At 66.0% G+C, this 19973-nt stretch carries 17 protein-coding genes and 2 pseudogenes; 9 read left to right on the top strand and 10 right to left on the bottom strand.

Annotated elements, in window-relative coordinates:
• From AB0M74_RS02085 to AB0M74_RS02075, 3 genes are all read right to left on the bottom strand, one after another.
• Positions 1–1587 (bottom strand): alpha/beta hydrolase, encoded by a 1587-nt coding sequence (locus AB0M74_RS02085; RefSeq protein ID WP_364900561.1) that lies wholly within the window; start codon positions 1585–1587, stop codon positions 1–3.
• Positions 1588–2093: 506 nt separating this feature from the next.
• A complete protein-coding gene (locus AB0M74_RS02080; protein ID WP_364900559.1) occupies positions 2094–2510 on the bottom strand; it encodes an SgcJ/EcaC family oxidoreductase in 417 nt (138 codons plus the stop codon).
• 149 nt (positions 2511–2659) lie between these two features.
• Positions 2660–4090, bottom strand: coding sequence for an amino acid permease (locus tag AB0M74_RS02075; RefSeq protein WP_364900557.1), 1431 nt, complete (start codon positions 4088–4090; stop codon positions 2660–2662).
• A 408-nt stretch (positions 4091–4498) separates the two neighbouring features.
• On the opposite strand from AB0M74_RS02075, the gene AB0M74_RS02070 reads away from it, so the two are divergent.
• On the top strand, positions 4499–6004 hold the full coding sequence (locus AB0M74_RS02070; RefSeq protein ID WP_364900555.1) for an NAD(P)/FAD-dependent oxidoreductase: 1506 nt from the start codon (positions 4499–4501) through the stop codon (positions 6002–6004).
• Positions 6005–6148: 144 nt separating this feature from the next.
• Here the strand turns inward: AB0M74_RS02070 and AB0M74_RS02065 are convergent, their stop codons facing one another.
• A complete protein-coding gene (locus tag AB0M74_RS02065) occupies positions 6149–6769 on the bottom strand; it encodes a helix-turn-helix domain-containing protein (RefSeq protein WP_364900552.1) in 621 nt (206 codons plus the stop codon).
• A 49-nt stretch (positions 6770–6818) separates the two neighbouring features.
• Here AB0M74_RS02065 and AB0M74_RS02060 point away from each other — a divergent pair, with 49 nt between their 5' ends.
• Positions 6819–10046, top strand: coding sequence for a carboxyl transferase domain-containing protein (locus AB0M74_RS02060; RefSeq protein WP_364901907.1), 3228 nt, complete (start codon positions 6819–6821; stop codon positions 10044–10046).
• Between the two features lie 68 nt (positions 10047–10114).
• Entirely contained in the window at positions 10115–10750 is a 636-nt protein-coding gene (locus tag AB0M74_RS02055) for a LysE family translocator (RefSeq protein WP_364900550.1), read from the top strand.
• On the opposite strand, the gene AB0M74_RS02050 is transcribed toward AB0M74_RS02055, so the two are convergent.
• The 3 genes and pseudogenes from AB0M74_RS02050 to AB0M74_RS02040 all read right to left on the bottom strand — a co-directional run.
• A complete protein-coding gene (locus AB0M74_RS02050; RefSeq protein ID WP_364901988.1) occupies positions 10747–10887 on the bottom strand; it encodes a hypothetical protein in 141 nt (46 codons plus the stop codon). The two genes, AB0M74_RS02055 and AB0M74_RS02050, sit on opposite strands and share 4 nt — an antisense overlap.
• A pseudogene (locus AB0M74_RS02045) lies at positions 10884–11036 on the bottom strand (transposase); the annotation flags it as partial. The gene AB0M74_RS02050 and the pseudogene AB0M74_RS02045, both read right to left, overlap by 4 nt.
• Positions 11037–11059: 23 nt before the next feature.
• Positions 11060–11365, bottom strand: a pseudogene (locus AB0M74_RS02040) (transposase); the annotation flags it as partial.
• Positions 11366–11453: 88 nt separating this feature from the next.
• Here AB0M74_RS02040 and AB0M74_RS02035 point away from each other — a divergent pair.
• Complete coding sequence (locus AB0M74_RS02035; protein ID WP_364901987.1) at positions 11454–11600, top strand: hypothetical protein; 147 nt, start codon at positions 11454–11456, stop codon at positions 11598–11600.
• Between the two features lie 501 nt (positions 11601–12101).
• The gene (locus AB0M74_RS02030; RefSeq protein WP_364900548.1) at positions 12102–12749 is read left to right on the top strand and encodes a pentapeptide repeat-containing protein; all 648 of its coding nucleotides are present in this window, start codon (positions 12102–12104) and stop codon (positions 12747–12749) included.
• A 104-nt stretch (positions 12750–12853) separates the two neighbouring features.
• On the opposite strand, the gene AB0M74_RS02025 is transcribed toward AB0M74_RS02030, so the two are convergent.
• Positions 12854–13729, bottom strand: coding sequence for an NAD(P)H-binding protein (locus AB0M74_RS02025; protein WP_364900546.1), 876 nt, complete (start codon positions 13727–13729; stop codon positions 12854–12856).
• Positions 13730–13835: 106 nt separating this feature from the next.
• On the opposite strand from AB0M74_RS02025, the gene AB0M74_RS02020 reads away from it, so the two are divergent.
• A complete protein-coding gene (locus AB0M74_RS02020) occupies positions 13836–14270 on the top strand; it encodes a MarR family transcriptional regulator (protein ID WP_364900544.1) in 435 nt (144 codons plus the stop codon).
• A gap of 10 nt (positions 14271–14280) precedes the next feature.
• Here AB0M74_RS02020 and AB0M74_RS02015 read toward each other — a convergent pair whose 3' ends face one another.
• The gene (locus AB0M74_RS02015; RefSeq protein WP_364900542.1) at positions 14281–15666 is read right to left on the bottom strand and encodes a phosphatidylglycerol lysyltransferase domain-containing protein; all 1386 of its coding nucleotides are present in this window, start codon (positions 15664–15666) and stop codon (positions 14281–14283) included.
• A gap of 403 nt (positions 15667–16069) precedes the next feature.
• On the opposite strand from AB0M74_RS02015, the gene AB0M74_RS02010 reads away from it, so the two are divergent.
• Entirely contained in the window at positions 16070–16930 is an 861-nt protein-coding gene (locus AB0M74_RS02010; RefSeq protein WP_364900540.1) for an SDR family oxidoreductase, read from the top strand.
• 643 nt (positions 16931–17573) lie between these two features.
• Entirely contained in the window at positions 17574–18947 is a 1374-nt protein-coding gene (locus AB0M74_RS02005) for an FAD-dependent oxidoreductase (RefSeq protein ID WP_364900538.1), read from the top strand.
• 4 nt (positions 18948–18951) lie between these two features.
• Here the strand turns inward: AB0M74_RS02005 and AB0M74_RS02000 are convergent, their stop codons facing one another.
• The gene (locus AB0M74_RS02000; protein WP_364900536.1) at positions 18952–19362 is read right to left on the bottom strand and encodes a nitroreductase family deazaflavin-dependent oxidoreductase; all 411 of its coding nucleotides are present in this window, start codon (positions 19360–19362) and stop codon (positions 18952–18954) included.
• Between the two features lie 144 nt (positions 19363–19506).
• Here AB0M74_RS02000 and AB0M74_RS01995 point away from each other — a divergent pair, with 144 nt between their 5' ends.
• Positions 19507–19965, top strand: a complete 459-nt coding sequence (locus tag AB0M74_RS01995; RefSeq protein ID WP_364900534.1) for a hypothetical protein — start codon at positions 19507–19509, stop codon at positions 19963–19965.
• Positions 19966–19973: the final 8 nt, after the last annotated feature.

Genomic DNA, 19973 nt, shown 5'->3' with positions numbered 1-19973 from the left:
TCAGCCGGGGCAGTAGGTTCCCTTCTCGGGGACGATGCCGTCGAGGAAGAAGCCGACGACGATCGCGTCGATGCATTCCGAGCCGTTGTCGAAGGCGATGTGGCCTTCGTGTTCGTTCACCACCAAGACCGCGTCGGCGAGGTTGCGCGCGACGTTCTGTGCGCCTTCCAGTTTCGTCGCCGGGTCCTCGGTGTTGTTCAGCAGCACGATGGTCGGCGCACCCGCGGCATCGACCGCCGTGGACTGTCGTGTCGGTGGCACCGGCCAGAATAGGCACAGCGGGGTGCTGAACACGCGATTGGCGCCGAAAATCGGCGCCGCCGCGGTGCGATTTCGTGCGATCCGCGCCAATTCCGCCAGTATCTCGTTCTCGGACTTCGATCGGTAGGTCGCCGGATCGTCGTTGACGCACTGGACCGCCCAGAAGGCCGGATCCGAGGTCGAATAGGTGCCCGGATCGCTGCGACCGACATAGCTGTCGGCGAGCTGGGCGAATCCGGTGCCGTCGCCGTCCAGCGCTTGCGCGAAGGCCTTTTCGAAACTTGGCCAATATCTTTCGTCATAGGTCGCCTGGAAGATGCCGATCAGCGCCAGGTTCGAGCCCACCTTCCTGCCGTCGGCGGCAGGGATCGGGTGCGCGTCGATGTGGTCGATGAGTTCGAGCAGGGTGCGCATCGCCGCTTCGGCATCGGTCCCCACCGGACAATCCGGCCGGGCCACGCACGAGGTGAGCATGTCGCGCACGACACGGTCATGGGGAGCTAGTTCGACGGGCTTTGCACTCGACTCGGGTTCCGTGCTCGAGAAGTCCCAGCGCTCGGTCCGGACGCTCGGATCGTCGACGGAATCCAGCAGCATGCGGCCGACTCGATGCGGAAACTGCTCGGCGTACTGCAGGCCGATTCGGGTGCCGTAGGAGAAGCCGATGAAGTTGAGTGTGTCCTCGCCGAGGGCCGATCGCATGATATCCATGTCACGAGCGACGAATTCGGTGCCGACGAAGCCGAGTAACGTGCCGGTCTGATGCAGGCACGCCGCGGCGTAACGCTTGTGCGCCGCGGCGACCGCGTGCAGTCCAGCGGTGTCGGTCGGGGTGAAGTCGGTGGCCAGATACTCGTCCATCTCGCGGTCGCCGAGACACCGGACGCCCGCCGTGTGGCCGACACCGCGCGGGTCGAAGCCGACGAGGTCGTAGCGGGCAAGGAACTTGCGCAGGCTGGTGTTGTGCGGGTTGCGTGCGAGTACCACTTGCTCGTAACCGGATTCGCCCGGCCCGCCGGGATTGGTGGTGAGCACGCCGAGTCGATGTGTCGGATCGGTCGCGCGCAGCCGGACCAACGGCATCGTGATGGCGAGGCCGCTCGGACGTTCGTAATCGACTGGAACGCGAATCGATCCGCAGTCCAGTTCGGGGTCCTCCCGGCAGGACTGCCATTCGACCTGTTGCGCCAGATAAGCCTCGAGCGTCGGAAGTGGCTGGGGCGACACGACGGCCATGCCTGGTACGGGTTCGATGGGGGAGCAGCCGGACCCCGCGACCAGGAGTGCAGCCGCCGCGATGCCGAGCAGCCCAGAGCGACGCCGCATGGACGAACCCCCGATCACTGACGAACACCCTCGAGTAGAGCATGAGCCCGAGGTCGTGCGCGGGTTTGTTCGCCGGAATGAAACCGACGCGATATCGACTACTCGCGCAGCGGTACTTGCGCTCTGTGTGGAGTACCGGTCCGGTGCTGCCGGTTGGACCGGGACCCTCCGTCCGGTTCCGCTACCGGACGGAGGGTCGGGTGCTCGAATGTTTCTCGTAGCCAGGCTGATTCACGTGGAACTCCCGGTGCAGGCGGTGCGGTATTGCGCACCGCACTGCTATCGACCAGACGGGAGGGCGACACTGCGTGGTGTGCACACTGGCATTCGATGAAATCTCAGGTGCCGCTGGGGTTCCTGAAGTGAGAAAGGAAAGCTCAGAGCGCTGTCGCGGCCGTCGATCGACAATCGTGGCCCCGGTGCGCGATTGCTGTTCCGCGCCACGACTTCCGGAGTGACGCCTGCTGCATGATTGCATCGAGTGCAGGCGCGGAGCTCGCCTCGTGCTATGCGTTGTCCGATTCGACACTGGGGTCGGGGAAAGAATGGTGCTCGTGCACCACGATCCAGCGCCCTTCCTGCTTGCGTAGACCGAAGGTGAGGCGCAGCCGTTTCGCCGGATCGGTGGCGAAATCCTCCGCGGTGCCGCACAGCAGTAGGGCGTAGGCGAAGGCCACGTCACCGGAGGCGGCGACCTCGAGTGAGACGATGTCGAACGTTGCGCCCGTGGCCTGCCATGCGAAGAAGCCGGGCCAGACGTCCCGATAGGCGTCGATGCCGCGGACACCCTCGTTCGGTGGCGGCACATCGAACATCACGATGTCGGGCGAGTGGTCGGTGAGGACACCGGCGAGGTCGCCGACGTGCACCGCGGCGGCCCACCGTTCGATCAGGATCCGGATCTGCTTCTCGTCATCGGACATAGGGGTTGTTGTCCTTTCCGCACGGCCGTTGAGGGTGTGGTGCCGCGACTCTTGCCAGAGAGCGTGCCGAAGTCCCTGGTTATCCGCAATGATTCGGGAATGCTCTTGGTCGAATTCGTGCAAGATCCCAATTGCGGAAAAGTCGCCCGCTACCGCTCGGCTCGAACCGCTTCCGCGGAGGGTTGCGGTGCGGCCATGGCCGAGCGTTTGCGGCCATAGCCCAGGTAGACGGCGATACCGATGGTCACCCAGACCGCGAAACGGACCCAGGTCAGCGCGTCCAGCGTGGTTGCCAGCAGGATGCAGCCGACCAGCGCGAGGATGGGGACCACAGGAACCAGCGGCGTGCGGAACGGACGCTCGCGGTTCGGTTCCAGCTTGCGCAGCACCAGCACCCCGACGCAGACCACCGCGAAAGCCGAGAGCGCACCGATGTTCACCAGCTCGACGACGATGTCGATCGGCAGCAGTCCGGCGATCGCCGCGCAGACGGTGCCGAGCAGCAGCGTCAGCCGGACCGGGGTCGATCGCCTACCGGTGGTCGCGAGGGTGCTCGGCAAGAGCCGGTCACGACACATGGCGAACATCAGGCGCACCTGTGCGTACACGATCAGCAGCAGACCCTTGGTCAGCGCGATGATCGAGGCGATCACGATGACGTTGCCGATCCAGCCGATGTGCAGTCCGCCGAAGGCGGTCGCGATCGGCGAAGCGTTGTTCAGCGTCGCGAAGGGGGCGATTCCGGTCAGCACCGCGCTGACGAGCGCGTACAGCAGAGTGGCGATGAGAACCGTCCCGATGATCGCGAAGGGAACATCGCGGCGCGGGTTGCGGGCTTCCTCCGCCGAGGCCGCGACCACGTCGAAGCCGAGGAAGGCGAAGAACGCGATGGCGGCGCCGCCGACGATGCCGCCGAGGCCGAAGGGCGCGAACGGCGTCCAATTTCCAACGTCGATATGCGGGGCGCCCACGGCGACGACCAGCACCAGCACGCCGATGGTCACGCCGACCAGTGCCTTGGTGATGCGCGCGGTCAGCGAGACCTCACCGACGAGTACCGCGACGATCACCCCGATGATCAGGACGGCGGGCAGGTTGACGACACCACCCTCGGTAGGGCTTGTCGTGATGGCCTTCGGCAGCGTGATTCCGAACAGCGAGTCCAGTGCGGACACCACCGTGCCGGACCAGCCGATGGCAACGGCGGCACCCGCGATGACGAATTCCAACAGCAGATTCCACCCGACCAGGAACGCAGGTCCCTCGCCGAGCGTCGCATACGTATAGGTGTAGGCGCTGCCGGAAACCGGAACCATCGCGGCGAGTTCGCTGTAGCAGAGTGCGACGAGCACACAGACTGTGCCCGCGAGGACGAACGACAGCACGATGGATGGACCGGCCTTCTCCGCGGCGGCCACGCCGGTGATCACGAAGATGCCCGCACCGACGATGGTGCCGACGCCCATCGCGGTGAGATCGACGCGGCCGAGGCTGCGCTTCAGCGTGGCGGAACCGGCGTCTGGCGTGCTCGCTTCATCGGGGAAGCGGCGGCGCCACCGCCGCGCTGGTGCGCTTGTCATGTACTCCCTTTGGACGAAAAATGGTCTGTCGAGTCCGCCGACTCGGCCGGACTCGACAGACCATTCTGGTCGGTGCGACACAGGTACCCATGACCGGGGGTACCGCGCTGCCCGCATCGACGCAGTGCATGCGTAGGTGCACCACCTGCTGTTACTCCTCGTCCAGACGGTCTCCAGTGCCTATCGCGCCACGGATTCCGGCATCCTCCGGCGGCGATGAGGGGCGGTCGTCAGCTGCTAGAGGATGCTGCGAACGGACTGCGCGGGGGCGCCAGGAAACGGATAGTCGGAGCGGATGAAATGACCGACGACGCTCCCCAATGCTAGACGTAACTGTAGATAACACGTAATCTCGGGGGACGCGCGGCCGAGGGTGCCCGGGCGAGACCAGACGAAACGAGTACCTCAATGACGCGGCATGTCGACGTACTGATCATCGGCGCGGGCCTGTCCGGGATCGGCATGGCCTGCCATCTGACCCGCGAGCGGACCGGCCGTAGCTATGCGATCCTGGAGCGCCGGACCGCGATCGGCGGCACCTGGGATCTTTTCCGATACCCGGGTATCCGGTCGGACTCGGATATGTACACCTTCGGCTACGGCTTCCGGCCCTGGATCGGCACCAAGGTGCTCGCCGACGGACCGCACATCCGGCAGTACATCGAGGACACTGCGGCGGAATACGGCGTCACCGACCACATCCGTTTCGGGCGGAAGGTGACTGCCGCGCGCTGGTCTACCGAAGCCGGGCTGTGGACCGTCGAGGCGGTCGACGACCAGGCCGGTGGCACCGAGGTCTACACGAGCAAGTTTCTCGTCGGCTGCACCGGCTACTACGACTACGACAACGGGTACCGCCCCGAGTTCCCCGGCGAAGCCGACTTCGGCGGACAGATCGTGCATCCCCAGCATTGGCCAGCGGATCTCGACTACCGAGGCAAGCGTGTCGTCGTGATCGGCAGCGGCGCGACCGCGATCACGTTGGTCCCCGCCATGAGTGCGGACGCCGCGCATGTCACCATGTTGCAACGCTCGCCGACCTACATCACGGCACTGCCCGCCGACGATCCCGTCGCGGTCGGTATGAAGCTCACCCGCGTGCCCGCCAGGGCGGCCTACAAACTGGGCCGCGCCCGCAATATCGCCCTGCAGCGTGCCAGTTTCCAGCTGTCGCGCACCAACCCCGAGATGGCCAAGAAGCTGCTGCTGGGCGCGGTCCGGATGCAGGTCGGCAAGGACATCGACATGCGCCATTTCACACCGTCCTACAACCCGTGGGATCAGCGCCTGTGTGTAGTCCCCAACGGTGACCTCTTCAAGGTCCTGCGCCGCGGCCGTGCCTCGATCGTCACCGACCGCATCGCGACCTTCACCGAGTCCGGCATCCGGCTCGAGTCCGGCGCCGAGCTGCCCGCCGACATCGTCATCAGCGCGACCGGCCTGACTGTGCAGATGCTCGGCGGCGCGACTCTGGAGGTGGACGGCGAACCCGTGGTGACCCGCGACCGCGTCGCCTACAAGGGCGCGCTGCTCAGCGGTATTCCCAACGCCATGGTGGTGCTCGGCTACACGAACGCATCGTGGACGCTGAAGGCTGATCTGGCAGCGGCATACTTCTGCCGCCTGCTCAACCACATGCAGGACAACGGCTTCGACAAGGTGGTCGCCGAGGCCGAGGACGGTGACCGCTCCGATGACTCGCTCATGGGCGGCGCGCTCACCTCCGGCTACATCCAGCGCGGCGACGCCGTGATGCCGCGCCAGGGCACCCGTGGCCCATGGAAGGTGATCAACAACTACTTCCGCGACCGCGCCATGCTCCGCAAAGGCCCCATCGAAGACGGTGTGCTGGTCTTCACCGCCGCCGAGACGGCAGCCGGCGATCGCTCATTCGCCAACTCCCGCACCGCCTGACCGAGCCAAGGGCGGTAGTCCGCCGGATCCGAGCGCCCTGCCGGTCGACAGTCGTCCCTCGGTCGCACCGTTTCCCGGTATCCGGTCGGTCTGTTGGGCACCGCACAGCATGGCGGGTGTGAGAATGGTGTCGGCTCGGTTGTCTCAGCGGTGGCCGGTCGGGTTGAGGAGGGTGTCGGCGACCGTGTTGATGTGGGCGAGGTATTCGGCGCGGTCGGCAGGGGTGATGGTGGTGCGGGCAAGGGTGCCGCGGGTGAGGGTGTAGCCGATCGTTTCGGCGATGATGCGGGGCGGGACGGCGGGTGTGATCCGACCCGCGGCGTGCAGGCGCTCCAGGTAGCGGGTGAAGCGGCGAATGGGCCGTTCGGCGATTTCCTCGGCGAGTGCGGCAATGCGGTCGTCGACGGCGCCGCGTTCGTCGATGAGGCGCAGCATCGGGCCGGCGGCGAGGACGGCGGTGGCGAAGGATTCGATGGTGGCGGCCAGCATATTTCGTGGCTCGGCGTGCTCGATGTCCGGTTCCTGGGCGGCGAGGAAGTCATCGCGGACCCGGGCGGCGAGGGCGAGGAAGATTTCCTCTTTGGAGGCGAAGTAGACGTACAGGGTGGCTCGGGAGACTCCGGCGGCCGCGGTGATGTCGGCGACGGTGGTGTTGTCGTAGCCGCGGAGGGCGAAGACCTGGGCCGCGGCGTCCAGTAACGCGCGATGGCGGGAGGTGTGGGATCTTTCCCGCGCCGCGCGCACCGACCAGCCGGCCTCTGTCATGGCATCATCGTCGTTGACATTGACGTCAATGTCAAAGCAGACTGTCGGCATGCGCATAGCGGTGGCGAACAGAGGCGAGATCGCGGTCCGGGTGATCCGGACGGCTCGCGAGCGGGCGTACTCGGTCCTCGCGATGCACACCGCGGACGAGGTGGGAGCGCTGCCGGTGCGGCTGGCCGAGACCACAATCCAACTGCCGGGTGTCGGGGCGGCGGCGTATCTCGATACGGCAGCGGTCGTTGCCGCAGCGCGCCGGGCAGGTACCGGTGCGCTGGTGCATCCGGGTTATGGGTTCCTCAGTGAGAGTGCGGATTTCGCGGCCGCCTGTGCGGAAGCGGGGCTGGTGTTCGTCGGACCCGCACCGGAGGTGTTGCGGATTTTCGGCAATAAGCTCGCCGCCCGGGAGGCCGCGCTGCGAGCAGGGGTGGCGGTGCTGCCCGCGACGTCCGCCGGTGCCGATCGGACCGAGATCGCGGCACTGCTCGCGGATCATCCGAGCGGTGTGATGGTGAAGGCCGTGGCCGGGGGAGGTGGGCGGGGAATGCGTGTGGTGCACGAAGCAAGTCGGATCACCGAGGCGTACGAGCGCTGTGTGGCCGAGGCGCTCGCGGGCTTCGGCGATGGCACCGTCTATGCCGAAGTGCTCGCGTCGGAAGCACGGCACATCGAGGTCCAGGTCGTCGCCGACGGCACGCAGGCGGTCGCGATCGGCGACCGGGACTGCAGTGTGCAGCGGCGGCACCAGAAGCTCATCGAAATTGCTCCGGCACCGAATCTCACTGCCACGCTGCGGGCACGACTGCGCGACGATGCCGTCCGGATCGCCGAGTCGGTGGGTTGTCGCGGTGTGATCACCGTCGAATTCCTGGTCGGCGGCGACGACGCATGGTTCCTCGAAGTGAATCCGAGGCTGCAAGTCGAGCACACGGTGACCGAGGAGGTGACCGGTCTGGATCTGGTGGCGATTCAATTCGATCTCGCGCGGGGGTGCGCACTCGCGGATCTCGAGCTGTCGGATGTGGCAGCGCGCGGATTCGCTGTGCAGGCGCGGATCAATGCCGAACTCGTGACAGCGGGTGGAGACATCCTGCCGAGCACGGGCTCCGTCACGCGCTTCGCCGCACCGACGGGGGTCGGCGTCCGTGTCGACACCGCCGCGTACTCGGGGATCGGGCAGAGCGCGCAGTTCGACTCGTTGCTGGCGAAGGTGATTGCCCACGGACCGACGTATTCGGCTGCGTTGCGGCGGTGTTCGGATGCTGTAGCGGAGACGGTGGTGGTCGGCGTCGACACCAACACGAGTCTGCTTCGCGCAGCCCTCGACCGGCTCGCGGGGGTGGGCAGCGTGACGACCTCGTGGTTGGAAGACAACATCATCGAACTCTCCTGTCGCGCACCAGATTACGCACCATGGATGGGGCCCGACGGTGCCGCCGAACCGTCCGCGATGGGACAACACAGGTCGGCCGGGGCAGATTCGGCCCAGCAAAACGGGCCGCAGGAGATACTGCACGACGACGAGCAGGCGCTTCGATCCCCGATGGGTGGCACCGTCGTCGCACTCGCCCCGCCTGGCGTCACCCTCCCCGCAGGAGCGGAAGTGGCCGTACTCGAGGCGATGAAGATGCAGCACGTGCTGCGGGCCGAACAGCCGCTGCGGGTGCTGCGTCAGGTCGTCGAACCCGGAGCGGTCGTCGACCCACACGCGCTGCTGGTGACCTGGACCGACGCCGACCACGAGGGGCCTGGTGCCGACATCGCGGCAGTGGACCTGGACGCGGTGCGCGCGGATTTGGCGCAGGTGCGCCAGCGGCACCGGATCGGGCTGGACGAGGGTCGTCCGGATGCGGTGGCCAAACGCCATCGGCTCAGTCGACGCACAGCACGGGAAAATATCGCCGACTTGGTCGACGACGACAGCTTCATCGAATACGGCGCGCTCGCGGTGGCCGCGCAGCGGCTGCGCCGCAGCCAGGAGGACCTGATAGCGAACACGCCCGCGGACGGGTTGATCGCGGGCACCGCCACCATCAATGCCGACCATTACGGCGCGCAATCGGCTCGCGCACTGGTGATGTCCTACGATTACACCGTGCTGGCGGGCACCCAGGGCATGCGCAATCACGCCAAGACCGACCGCATGCTCGCGCTCGCGCACGAACAACGGCTGCCGGTGGTGTTCTTCACCGAAGGAGGTGGCGGGCGACCGGGTGACACCGACTATGCGGGCATCTCGGGTCTCGATGTCACCACATTCCGTGCGATGGGTGCGCTGTCGGGCCGAGTTCCCTTGATCGGCATCGTGTCCGGGCGCTGTTTCGCGGGCAACGCCGCACTGCTCGGTATCTGTGATGTCGTCATCGCGACGCCAGACGCGAACATCGGTATGGGTGGCCCAGCAATGATCGAGGGCGGCGGTCTCGGCGTCTACGCGCCGGAGGACATTGGGCCCATCGACGTGCAGCGCCGCAATGGCGTGGTCCATGTGGTCGCACGCGACGAGGCAGAGGCGGTCGCACTCGCGCGCCGCTACCTGGCGTACTTCCAAGGGGCAGTGGCGCACTGGGCAGCGCCGGATCCGCGGGTGTCGCGGCACGTCGTGCCCGACAACCGCTTGCGCGCCTTCGATATTCGGGCCGCCATCGAATCCGTCGCCGACCTCGACTCGGTCCTGGAGCTGCGGCGCGACTGGGGCGTCGGCGTCGTCACGGCGCTGATTCGAGTGGAGGGCCGCCCGTTCGGTCTGATTGCCAACAACTGCCACCACCTGGGCGGCGCGATCGATGCACCGGCCGCAGACAAGCTGAGCGCATTTCTGCGGCTGTGCGACGCCCATGGGCTGCCGATCGTCTCCCTCTGCGACACCCCGGGTTTCATGGTCGGCCCCGAGGCCGAGAAGCAAGCGACCGTCACCAAGTTCAGCAAGCTGTTCATCGACTCCGCCGCCCTGTCGGTCCCGTTCGGCACCATCATCCTGCGCAAGGGGTACGGCCTCGGTGCGCAAGCCATGGCCGCAGGCTCCTTCCGCGCGCCACGCTTCGTCATCGCATGGCCCACCGGCGAGATAGGTGGGATGGGTCTGGAAGGCGCCGTTCGCCTCGGCTTCGCCAAAGAGTTGGCCGCGATCGAAGACCCCGGCAAACAACGCGAAGCCTTCGACAATCTCGTCCAACTCGCTTACGCCAATGGCAAAGCCCTGACCGCCGCCACCGTGCTCGAGCTCGATGCGGTCATCGATCCCGCCGACACCCGTCGCTGGATCCGCACCCTGCACTGACGGAGCACTCCCCAGCAGCGCGAAGTCTTTCGCGACGTCACCTGCCGACACCGAACTACGCTGCTACGATGGTGCCCGCTTCCCATCTCGTAGCCTTCGCTCTCGCCGCACTGGTCATCGTGGTGATCCCCGGTCCGAATGTGCTGTTCGCCATCGGACGGGCATTGACGTTGGGCCGCCGTCCGGCATTGCTGTCGGTGCTCGGTGCGACACTGGGATCGACTGTGCCTTTGACGGCCGTTGTCCTGGGCCTCGGCACGATTCTGGCCGCATCGGCAATCCTGTTCACTCTCATCAAGATCGCGGGCGCGGCCTACCTGATCTACCTCGGCGTCATGGCGATTCGTGATCGCAAACAGATGGCCGCCGCGCTGGAATCGGCCGCGGAGAAACCGGCCGCAGGCCGGATCGTGCGTCAAGGATTCGTCGTCGGAGCGACCAACCCGAAGGCATACGTATTCCTCGGCGCAGTGCTACCGCAGTTCGCGGTCCCCGAGGCAGGCGCCCTGCCCATGCAATTGCTGCTCCTCGGCGCGGTCTGCCTGGCCATCCAGGTCGTTTCGGACAGCAGTTGGGCGTTGCTGGCCGGCACGGCCCGTTCGTGGTTCGTCCGCTCCCCGCGCCGGCTGGAGGCAGTGGGCAGCACCGGCGGGCTCATGATCATCGGCGTCGGCGCGAGCGTCGCACTGAGCGGCAACCATTAGCGGCCGACCGGCCATCCTTCCCGCGGCGTGACGATGACCAGATCGCACACGGCGCGCAACTGATCCCGCGCTTCGACGATTTGCTCGATGCTGAGCGCTACCACTGCGGCGGCGTTTAGGCGGTTCCTGTAAGTCATAGGAGCCAGAGGATGATGGCGGCGATGGTGAGTTCGGCCTTGTAGTAGGCGGCTCGTTTGGCGTAGCGGGTGGCCAGGTCGCGGAATTGTTTGAGCCGGTTGAAGCATCGCTCGACCACGTTGCGTTGCTTGTAGGCGTCGGTGTCGAACGTCGGTGGCCGCCCGCCGCGTGACCCTTTAACCTTGCGTCCATCGCCCTGGTCACGACGTTCGGGGCTGACGAACGGACTCCGCGCTCACGCAACGCCCGCCTGGTCGAGGGATGCGAATACGCTCTGTCCGCGAGCACCGCATCCGGACGGACACGAGCATGCCCTGGACCGATGCGGGCCACGCTGATGCTCTCCAGCAACGCCAGCATCTGCGGGTTGTCTCCGGCCTGACCAGGGGTGAGCAGGACCCGCATCGGCAGCCCGCGCCCGTCGACAGCGAGATGGATCTTGGTACTCAGTCCGCCGCGCGAGCGTCCGATCGCTTCCCCATCGAGGGCGATCCCATCACCGAATCCTGGTGCGGCGCGCCCTTTCTTCCGGCTCCCGCCGCATGCTGATGGCGCCGAACGGTGCGTGGGCACCGGCACCTACTTGGTCACGGGCGGATTCGGCGGACTCGGCGCGGCAAACGGGCTCACCGCACCCAATGGCCCAGCTCAGCAGCGGGTGATCGGGTTCCGATGCCGCGACGCCGCGGGCTTCGGCTGCCTCGGTACCTGATACGGCAGATGGTCGTAGCCCTGGCCCATCGCATCGAGTCGGGTGGACAGTCCGGCAGGCCAAAAGACCCGCGGCCTTGCTCAACTGGGGCAGGGTGCCCCGATTGCCTTCGCAGCGGGACGTGCGTATCGACGACTTTCGCTCGATCTTCATCGCGAAGCCGGACCGAACCGGGCGCAGGCCCGCGGCCAACACCTGCATCATCAGTACCTTCGACGACCGGTTGAGTGTCGAATCCACCACCGCCGCAGACCGCCGCACAGGAGCGGAGTCGCATCGAATTGCTCACGGCGACACTGCACACCGCCATCAGCATCGCTCCCCACAGTAAGGCGAGTGTCGTCGCGCGAGTAGCGAGCCCGGCTCGGGTGCGCCATCGAATGCTGCGCGCCCGGCCGATTGCCCGGTGCGGCCGAACTCGTGCTTGCGTATCGAGGCTGTGTCGGTCCCGCCTGGTAGACAGACATCGCCGTCGACGACTGAACCCAGGAGGTGGGCGAGATGCCCCGCGAGTTGGTAGACCTGCCCTACGCGAGCTACCTGAAACCGCTGGAGGGCCCGCTCGAGCAGGAGGGTGACTATGACTGTGTGCAGGTGAGCGGCGCGGACATCGACGATGTCGCGGCGGGCCACGCGCGGTTCTCCGAGACGGTGTTCACCTCGCTCTCGATCAATCGCGGCAGCATGCGGTACTCGCGATTCACCGATGTGTGGGTGCGCAACGTGCGATGGGTCGGCACAGAATTGGCCGACACCTCATGGCAGGACGCGGAGGTGATCGAGGGCGCCATGTCCGGGGTGGATGCAGGCGGAGCCAGCTTCCGGCGAGTTCGGTTCGAGGGCTGCAAGTTCGACTCCGTCAACTTCCGCCGCGCCACGCTGCGCGACGTGTCGTTTGTCGATTGCGTTGTGCGGCACACCGATTTCGGCGACGCCGAGCTGACCGATGTGACCTTTCCGGGCACGGTGGTGCAAGGGCTGTTACTGAACCGGGCGCGCCTGAAGAAGGTCGACCTCCGCGACGCGGTCGGCATCAGCATCGCCGACGGCGTCGACGCGTTGCGCGGCGCGACCATCAGCAGTCGTCAACTGATCGACCTTGCCCCCGACTTCGCCCGCGCAATCGGTATCAACGTCGTCGACAGCTGACCGCGGTTCGCGTACGTCACCCCTGAGGCCGAACTGCCGAAGGTTGGCCAACCTATTCGCTATCGACGAGGTGATGCTCGGAGACCAGCCGCGCCCAGTGTGTTTCACCGACGAGCGGCGTCCACAGCGTCGCCGAGGAACGCGGCAGTGTTCGCCGCACACCATTCGGCGAAGGTCCGAGGCGGGCGACCGAGCAGTCGCTCGACCGTGTCGGTGCGAAACCCGGTCGTATCGGCGCGCAGCAGCGCAAACCCTTCCGTGATGGCGGCGGCCAAGACCGGGGGAGCACCGTGTGGAAAGCGGGAACAAACAGCTTCCTCGGGTGTGCGCACCGCGCGGACTTCGATAGTGCGGCCGAGCGCCGCGGCGAGGATCCGCACTTGTTCGGTGAGGGTGAGCGCCTCGTCGCCGGTGAGAGCGTATTCCATGTGATCATGGCCGTTTTCGGTCAGGACATGCGCTGCGACCGCGGCGATATCGGCGGGGTCGATCGGCGCGAAACGTCCTGGACCGACGGGGTCGAGGACGAAACCCTCGTCGCGGATGCTGTGCGCCCACTCGAGTGCATTCGTCATGAAGCCGCCCGGCCGCAGGATGGTGGCGGGAATGCCACTGGCACGGACGATTTCCTCCCGCGCGTGGTGCCAACGTCCCATCGCGGGCATGGGATCGCCCAACACATTGATGGAGGACAGGTGCACGACGCGGCGGACGCCTGCGCGGACTGCGGCCGCGATGGCGTGCGCGGTCTGCTCGGTGCCGATGCCCGGGGTGAGCAGAAAGAGTGCATCGACGCCGTCGAACGCACTCGCCAGGGTCGTGGGGTCATCGAGGTCGGCGATGACACGGGGGATGCGATCGGGCAGTCCGGTGGCGCGCGCGGGATCGCGGACCAGGATCCGGCATGCGGCGTCGCGTCCATCGAGTTCCTGGACCAGTTCTCGTCCCACATTTCCGGTGCTTCCGGTTATCAGTATCATTAGCTGCTCCCAGTTCATTAGCCGACTATCGACTGCCTCATCGGAACATTAGCCGGTTAATGATTAGCCGGCAATCGACCTGTTTCGTCCGACCATGGAGACCGCGATGCCCGAGTTCTTGGACCTGCACAGCAAGACCACAAAGGCGCTGCGCGCGGTGGCTGAGGCGGGCATGCGACGGTACGGACTGCACCTCGGGCAGAACCACCTGCTGGCAGCGCTGTGGGAGCAGGACGGGCAGACGCCGGGCGAATTAGCCGCCGGATTGAACGTCACGACGCCCACTGTCGTCAAAATGGCGACCAGGATGGCCGACGCCGGGCTGCTCGTCCGTCAGCGCGACGACCGGGACAACCGCCTCGTGCGTCTCTGGCTCACCGACGCCGGCCATGAGCTGCGCGAGCCGGTCGAGGCCGAGCGACGATCGCTGGAGGAAGTGATCACCGCGGATCTCACGGCGACCGAGCGTGAGCACCTACTCAGCGCGCTGACAAAAATCCACCGTGCGGCAACCGATCTGCTACACGGTCCGGCCGACTGAGCGACGCGGCTCAGTATTCCTTGCGGTGTGGAACGAACTCCAGTGTGAGTAATGCGGCCGCGGCCAGCAGGACCTCGCGCCAACGGAAGAGGGCGAAGCGCTGATCGGACATCGCGCGAAACTTGCGCAGGAACCGATACAGCGATTCCAGTCGAATCAATGGATCGCCCAGGTGTACCAGCGCATAGATCAGCGTGGCTGTGCGTGAGCGGTCCTTGTCGGCGAACAACTCGGGGAAAGGCGCGAAGGCCAACGAGATTCGCTGAATGCCCTGAGTGCGGGCGTAGTCGACCAGGTCGAGGATCATTCGTTCGTCCAGGCCGTTGGGGGCGTCCTTGCGTCGCCACGGGACATCGAGGCTCAATTCACGGCCGCGGCCGGACACGCCGTAGCGCTGGAAACCTGCGACTCGTCCGTCCGCGTCGCGGGCGATGACCACGAGCATTCCGGGGTTTCGGCCGTCCAGCAGATGGTCGAGGATCATCGAGAAGCCGCGAGTCTGCCTGCCCTGCTGCCATTCGTCGACGATGTCGAGCAGTTCGGCGCGCTGGGGCTCGCTCAGCGTGGCTTCGCTGACCACCTCGGTGGTCACGCCGAAGTTGTGGGTGCGGCTCACTGCTTGGCGCAGGTTGCGGTACTTCCGCCCGACCATGGCGAAGCGGTCCACCTCGATCACCACATCGCGCCCGACCGGGATCGCGCGCAGCCCACGATGCTCGATGGCCCGGTGTCGCCACATGTCCGTCATTTCTGGACTGGCGCCGAGCACCGCGATGCGCCAGCCATTGTTGGCGGCGAAGTCTGAGAACTCCGAGATCAGTTCGGCGAACGCGGCGCGCTCACCGATGGGATCGCCCGCTACCGCAGCGATGCCGAAGCGGGTGCGGTAGGCGATCGCGGCGGAGGAATTCGTGTTGAAAAAGTAGCTTTTCGACGAATGTAGCGAGAACGCGGCGAGCGGATCGCGCTCGGTCCGCCCGACCAGCTCGGCCACTCGATACAGCTGCTGTGGCTGTGGCCTGCTCGATTGCGGCAGCATCAGAATGAAACCGGTCGAGGCGAGGAAGGCGAACCCGAACCCGGGGTGCGAGGCGCGGTAGGCGGCATTGGCGGCCGCGAGCACGAACACCGCGATCGTCAGATGCGGCAACGTGATCGGCCTGCGCAGGTGCAGGCCACGGACCACGAACAGTCCGGCGATCGACGCCGCGACAAACCAGCCGTGATCGACGCCCTCGCGCGTAGCCAGCCCCGCTTCGTACACGAGCGCCACGCTGAGCAGTAGTAATGCGGTGGTCAGGATGGGGCGGACGGCAGGTGTCGCGGTGATGGTCGCTTGCCGGTACCCGGCAAGCATGGTCAGGCTCCGTGCTGCGGTCTGCCGCTCCTCAGCCATGCCGACACCCCATTCGGACGGGGTGAGTACGCGTTTGTGGCACATTCACGAACAGGTTTCCCATATGGTCCTCCTGATGATCCTGTACCGACCCCACATGAGGCCGAACATGTAACAGGATCCCAAAAATTCCTTCGCCATAGAAATGATTTTTGTTAACGCCGTCCGGTGCTATTGCTCCAGCATGCGCGGTTGTGCACCCGATGGCTATGCCCGCTTCTCCAGTGACGGCGAATGCGGCGCCTTTGTTCGCGGAACTCGGGCTCGGAGCCGAGCCCCCCTTGGTGGGCTGAAATACTGGGCATGATGTGGTGGGCCCGTGTCGCCGCGGCTATCTTGTGTCCGAGACAGTAATGGCCGATCTATAGACAACACTGTTCATCTACGCCTATCGTCTTGACCCATGACGAAGTTCGGCGGAAAGCGCTGCCTGATCACCGGGGCCGCAAGTGGCTTGGGTCGCAGCATCGCACTCGCTGTCACAGCCAAGGGTGCCTCGGTCGTCCTGACCGATATCGACGACGACGGCCTGCAGCGCACCGCGGCCGACGTGCAGTCCGCCGGTGGTGCGGTGCACCTCGCAGCCCCGGCCGACGTCAGCGACTACGACGCGGTGGTCGCGCTCGCGGCCGAAACCCACACTGTGGTCGACAGCGTGGACATCGTGATGAACGTGGCGGGGATCGCCACCTGGGGAGCGGTGGACCGGCTCACTCACGCCCAGTGGCGGCGGACGATCGATATCGATTTGATGGGCCCGATCCATGTGATCGAGGAGTTCGTGCCGCGCATGATCGAGGCGGGCAACGGTGGTCACCTACTGAATGTGTCCTCGGCTGCTGGACTGTTCGGCCTGCCGTGGCACGCGCCCTACAGCGCGGGCAAATTCGGCTTGCGCGGCGTCTCGGAGGTGCTGCGATTCGATCTGCGCCGCCACGGCATCGGCGTCAGCCTCGCCGTGCCAGGTGCGATGTCGACGCCGATGGTCGACAGCGTGGACATCGCCGGTGTCGACCGCACTGACGCCACCGTGCAGCGCGCTATCGGGATTTTCATGCGCCATGCGGTCACTCCGGAAGCTGCCGCGCGGTCCATCGTGCGTGGTGTGGAGCGCAATCGATATCTGGTCTATACCTCGCCCGACATCCGGGTCGGGCACTGGGCGCAGCGGTACTTCCCGCCCTCCTACAACCTCGCCATGCGCGGGATGAACTGGGCGATGACCCGCTACTTCGCCCAGGAAGCGGCGGTCGGCGCACGCTGATCAACCCGCCGCTCAGCCATCAGACCGCGCCGAACCGACAAACTACTCCTGGAACCAGGGGGAGAACGGGGGCAAGGACGTTGTGGATGTGAACCTGGGGGCGCGTGTTACAGGAAGGATCGAACGCCTTCCTTGCCATCGCCCATGCTGGTGTAGTTGTCTTCCGCAGCCTGATCCATGTCGACCAGAAAGCGCGTCCTCGGCCGGTCGCGACGATCGCGCGCACATCGTCATCGGTACTCGCGCGGCGAGACGCGTGCTCGAGTTCATCGGCGATTGCGTGGTGAAGGCATTGAGCTGACCGGGCCGGTTCAGCGCGACGGGTCAGGATGCCCTCGGCCACGTCGTAGTCGATCGTTTGGTATTCCTTTTTCAATTCCTGGCCATCGCGACAGCGCAACATGGGTTGCCGCACAGATGAATTGGTCTCCTATGTGATGTGTTCTGAAGTAGCACAGTCGGATTGTCGACGTGCTCGTCTCGCAGCGAATGTGCCAATTCGACAAGAAACGCTTGCGCAGTCGGTACGCCGACGGAGAACTGACCGTCACTACGATCATCTGACATCCTCGAACCGAGCTGTCAGGTGGTCGAGGACTGACCAGTTGATCTTGCGTGCTCGGTCCGACGTAGCGTGATCGCTATGAGTGAGCGACTGGTTGTCATCGGTGGCGACGCGGCAGGGATGTCGGCTGCGTCGCAGGCCCGCAGGCTCAAAGGTCCCGACGAACTGGAGATTGTTGTCTTCGAGCGGGGCAACTTCACCTCGTTCTCCGCCTGCGGGATCCCGTACTGGGTGGCGGGTGATGTGGTCGAGCGTGACGAGCTGATCGCGCGCACGCCCGAGGAGCATCGATCCCGCGATATCGATCTGCGGATGCGCACCGAGGTCGTGGAGATCGACGTCGCGGGTGGCAGGGTGCGTGCCCGCGCTCTCGAGTCCGGCGCTGAATCATGGACCTACTACGACAAACTGGTGATCGCCACCGGCGCCCGGCCGATCCGCCCGCCGCTGCCCGGCATCGACGCACTCGGGGTGCACGGTGTACAGACCCTCGACGATGGCCAAGCGCTGATCGAGACTCTCGAGCGAACCGACGGCAAGCGGGCCGTGGTGATCGGCGCGGGCTATATCGGTGTGGAGATGGCAGAGGCGTTGATCAAGCGCGACTTCGAGGTCACGATGGTCAATCGTGGCGACGAGCCGATGTCCACCCTCGACCCGGACATGGGCGCGCTGGTCCGAATCGCGATGTGCGATATGGGTGTCCAGATCGTCAGCAGCGCCGAGGTGACCGAGATCCGCACCGGCGCGGACGGTAGGGCAAGCGCGGTGGTCACCTCGGAGTGCGAGTACCCGGCCGATGTGGTGGTGCTCGGCATCGGTGTGCGTCCGGAGACCGCACTGGCCGAGGCAGCGGGGCTGCCACTCGGCAAGCACGGCGGCCTGCTCACCGATCTCGCGATGCGGGTGCGCGGCCACGAGAACATTTGGGCGGGTGGTGATTGCGTGGAGGTGCTCGACCTGGTGTCGGGTCTGCAACGCCACATCGCACTCGGCACGCACGCCAACAAGCACGGCCAGATCATCGGGTCCGGTGTCGGGGGCGGGTACGCGACCTTCCCCGGTGTCGTCGGCACCGCGGTCAGCAAGGTGTGTGATGTGGAGGTCGCCCGAACCGGCCTGCGCGAGAAGGACGCTCGCGCGGCAGGGCTGCAGTTCGTCACCGTGACGATCGAATCGACCAGCCGCTCGGGTTACTACCCGGGTGCGGCGATGATGACGGTGAAAATGATCGCCGAGCGGCGTACCGGTCGCCTGCTCGGCGTGCAGATCGTCGGCCGTGAGGGGGCAGGCAAACGCGTCGATATTGCCGCGGTCGCGCTCACCGCCCGGATGACCGTCGAGCAGATGACGGGACTGGATCTCGGCTACGCGCCGCCGTTCTCGCCGGTCTGGGACCCTGTGCTGGTGGCCGCGCGCAAGGCAGTCACGGCCGTCCAGCAGCGGGGGTAGCGGGTCAGGCCGTTCGGCGATATACCGCGACCACCGGGATCACGCGCTCGGTTTTGGCTTCGTACTCGGCGAAACCGGGCAGGATCTCCACCATCCGCGCGTACAGCTCGTCGCGTTCGGTGCCCGTCACGAACTCCGCCTTTGCCGGGTATTTCTCGGTGCCGATCTCCACGGTGAGCTCGGGGTTCGCGCGCAGGTTGTGGTACCAGGCCGGGTGCTTGTCCGCGCCGCCGTTGGAGGCGATGATCACGACCCGCTCACCATCGGGCAGATAGACCAGCGGATTGAGGATCTGGCGTCCCGATTTGGCGCCGGTGGTCGTGATGAGCACCATGTGCGCCCCCTCGAACATGCCGCCGACCTTGCCGTCGTTCGCTCGGAATTCCTCGATGATCTGGGCATTGAAGTCGTTCATGTGTTCCCGTCCATTCGACTGCTTTTCCCGGGCCAACACTGTAGCGGCTTCGGTAATTCCAACCCCCGACGCGACGGGCAGCGAAGCGCAACCCGCTACCGTACTATCGCGATCGAGGACGTCAGGTGGATGAAGGGGGGCGGTGTGGGAGTTCGCCGACCGGCAGCCATCAGTGACGGGGCGCGGTGGTTGCGGCGCTTCGCCACGACCACTCCCGGTGCGATCGGTGCGGTGCTGATCGTCACCGTCGTGCTGTGTGTGTTGTCGGGTTTCGTGTCCGCGAATCAGCTGAGCGACAAGATGGTTCGCCGCGATATCGTGCTGGAGCGGACCGAACCGCCGGCCTACGCGGCGCAGAGTCTGTACGTCGCGCTGTCGGCCGCCGACGCGGCGGGCGCGCTGTCGGAAGCGGCCACCGGCACCTCCGACGCGCAGACCCGATCGATCGTCGCGCGCATCACGGCCGACCTGCCCGCATACGCGGGGCTGGTCGAGACCGCTCGTACCAGCTATCGCGACCTGGCTCGCGAAGCCGACGGTATGTGGATGTGTTTCGACCTGGTGGATCGGGCCAACCGGATCCGGCCGAGGACGACGTTGTGAGCGAGCGT

This window comes from Nocardia sp. NPDC051463 (genome assembly GCF_040681975.1).
Lineage (GTDB): Bacteria > Actinomycetota > Actinomycetes > Mycobacteriales > Mycobacteriaceae > Nocardia.
This window is presented reverse-complemented; position numbering and strand designations above follow the sequence as displayed.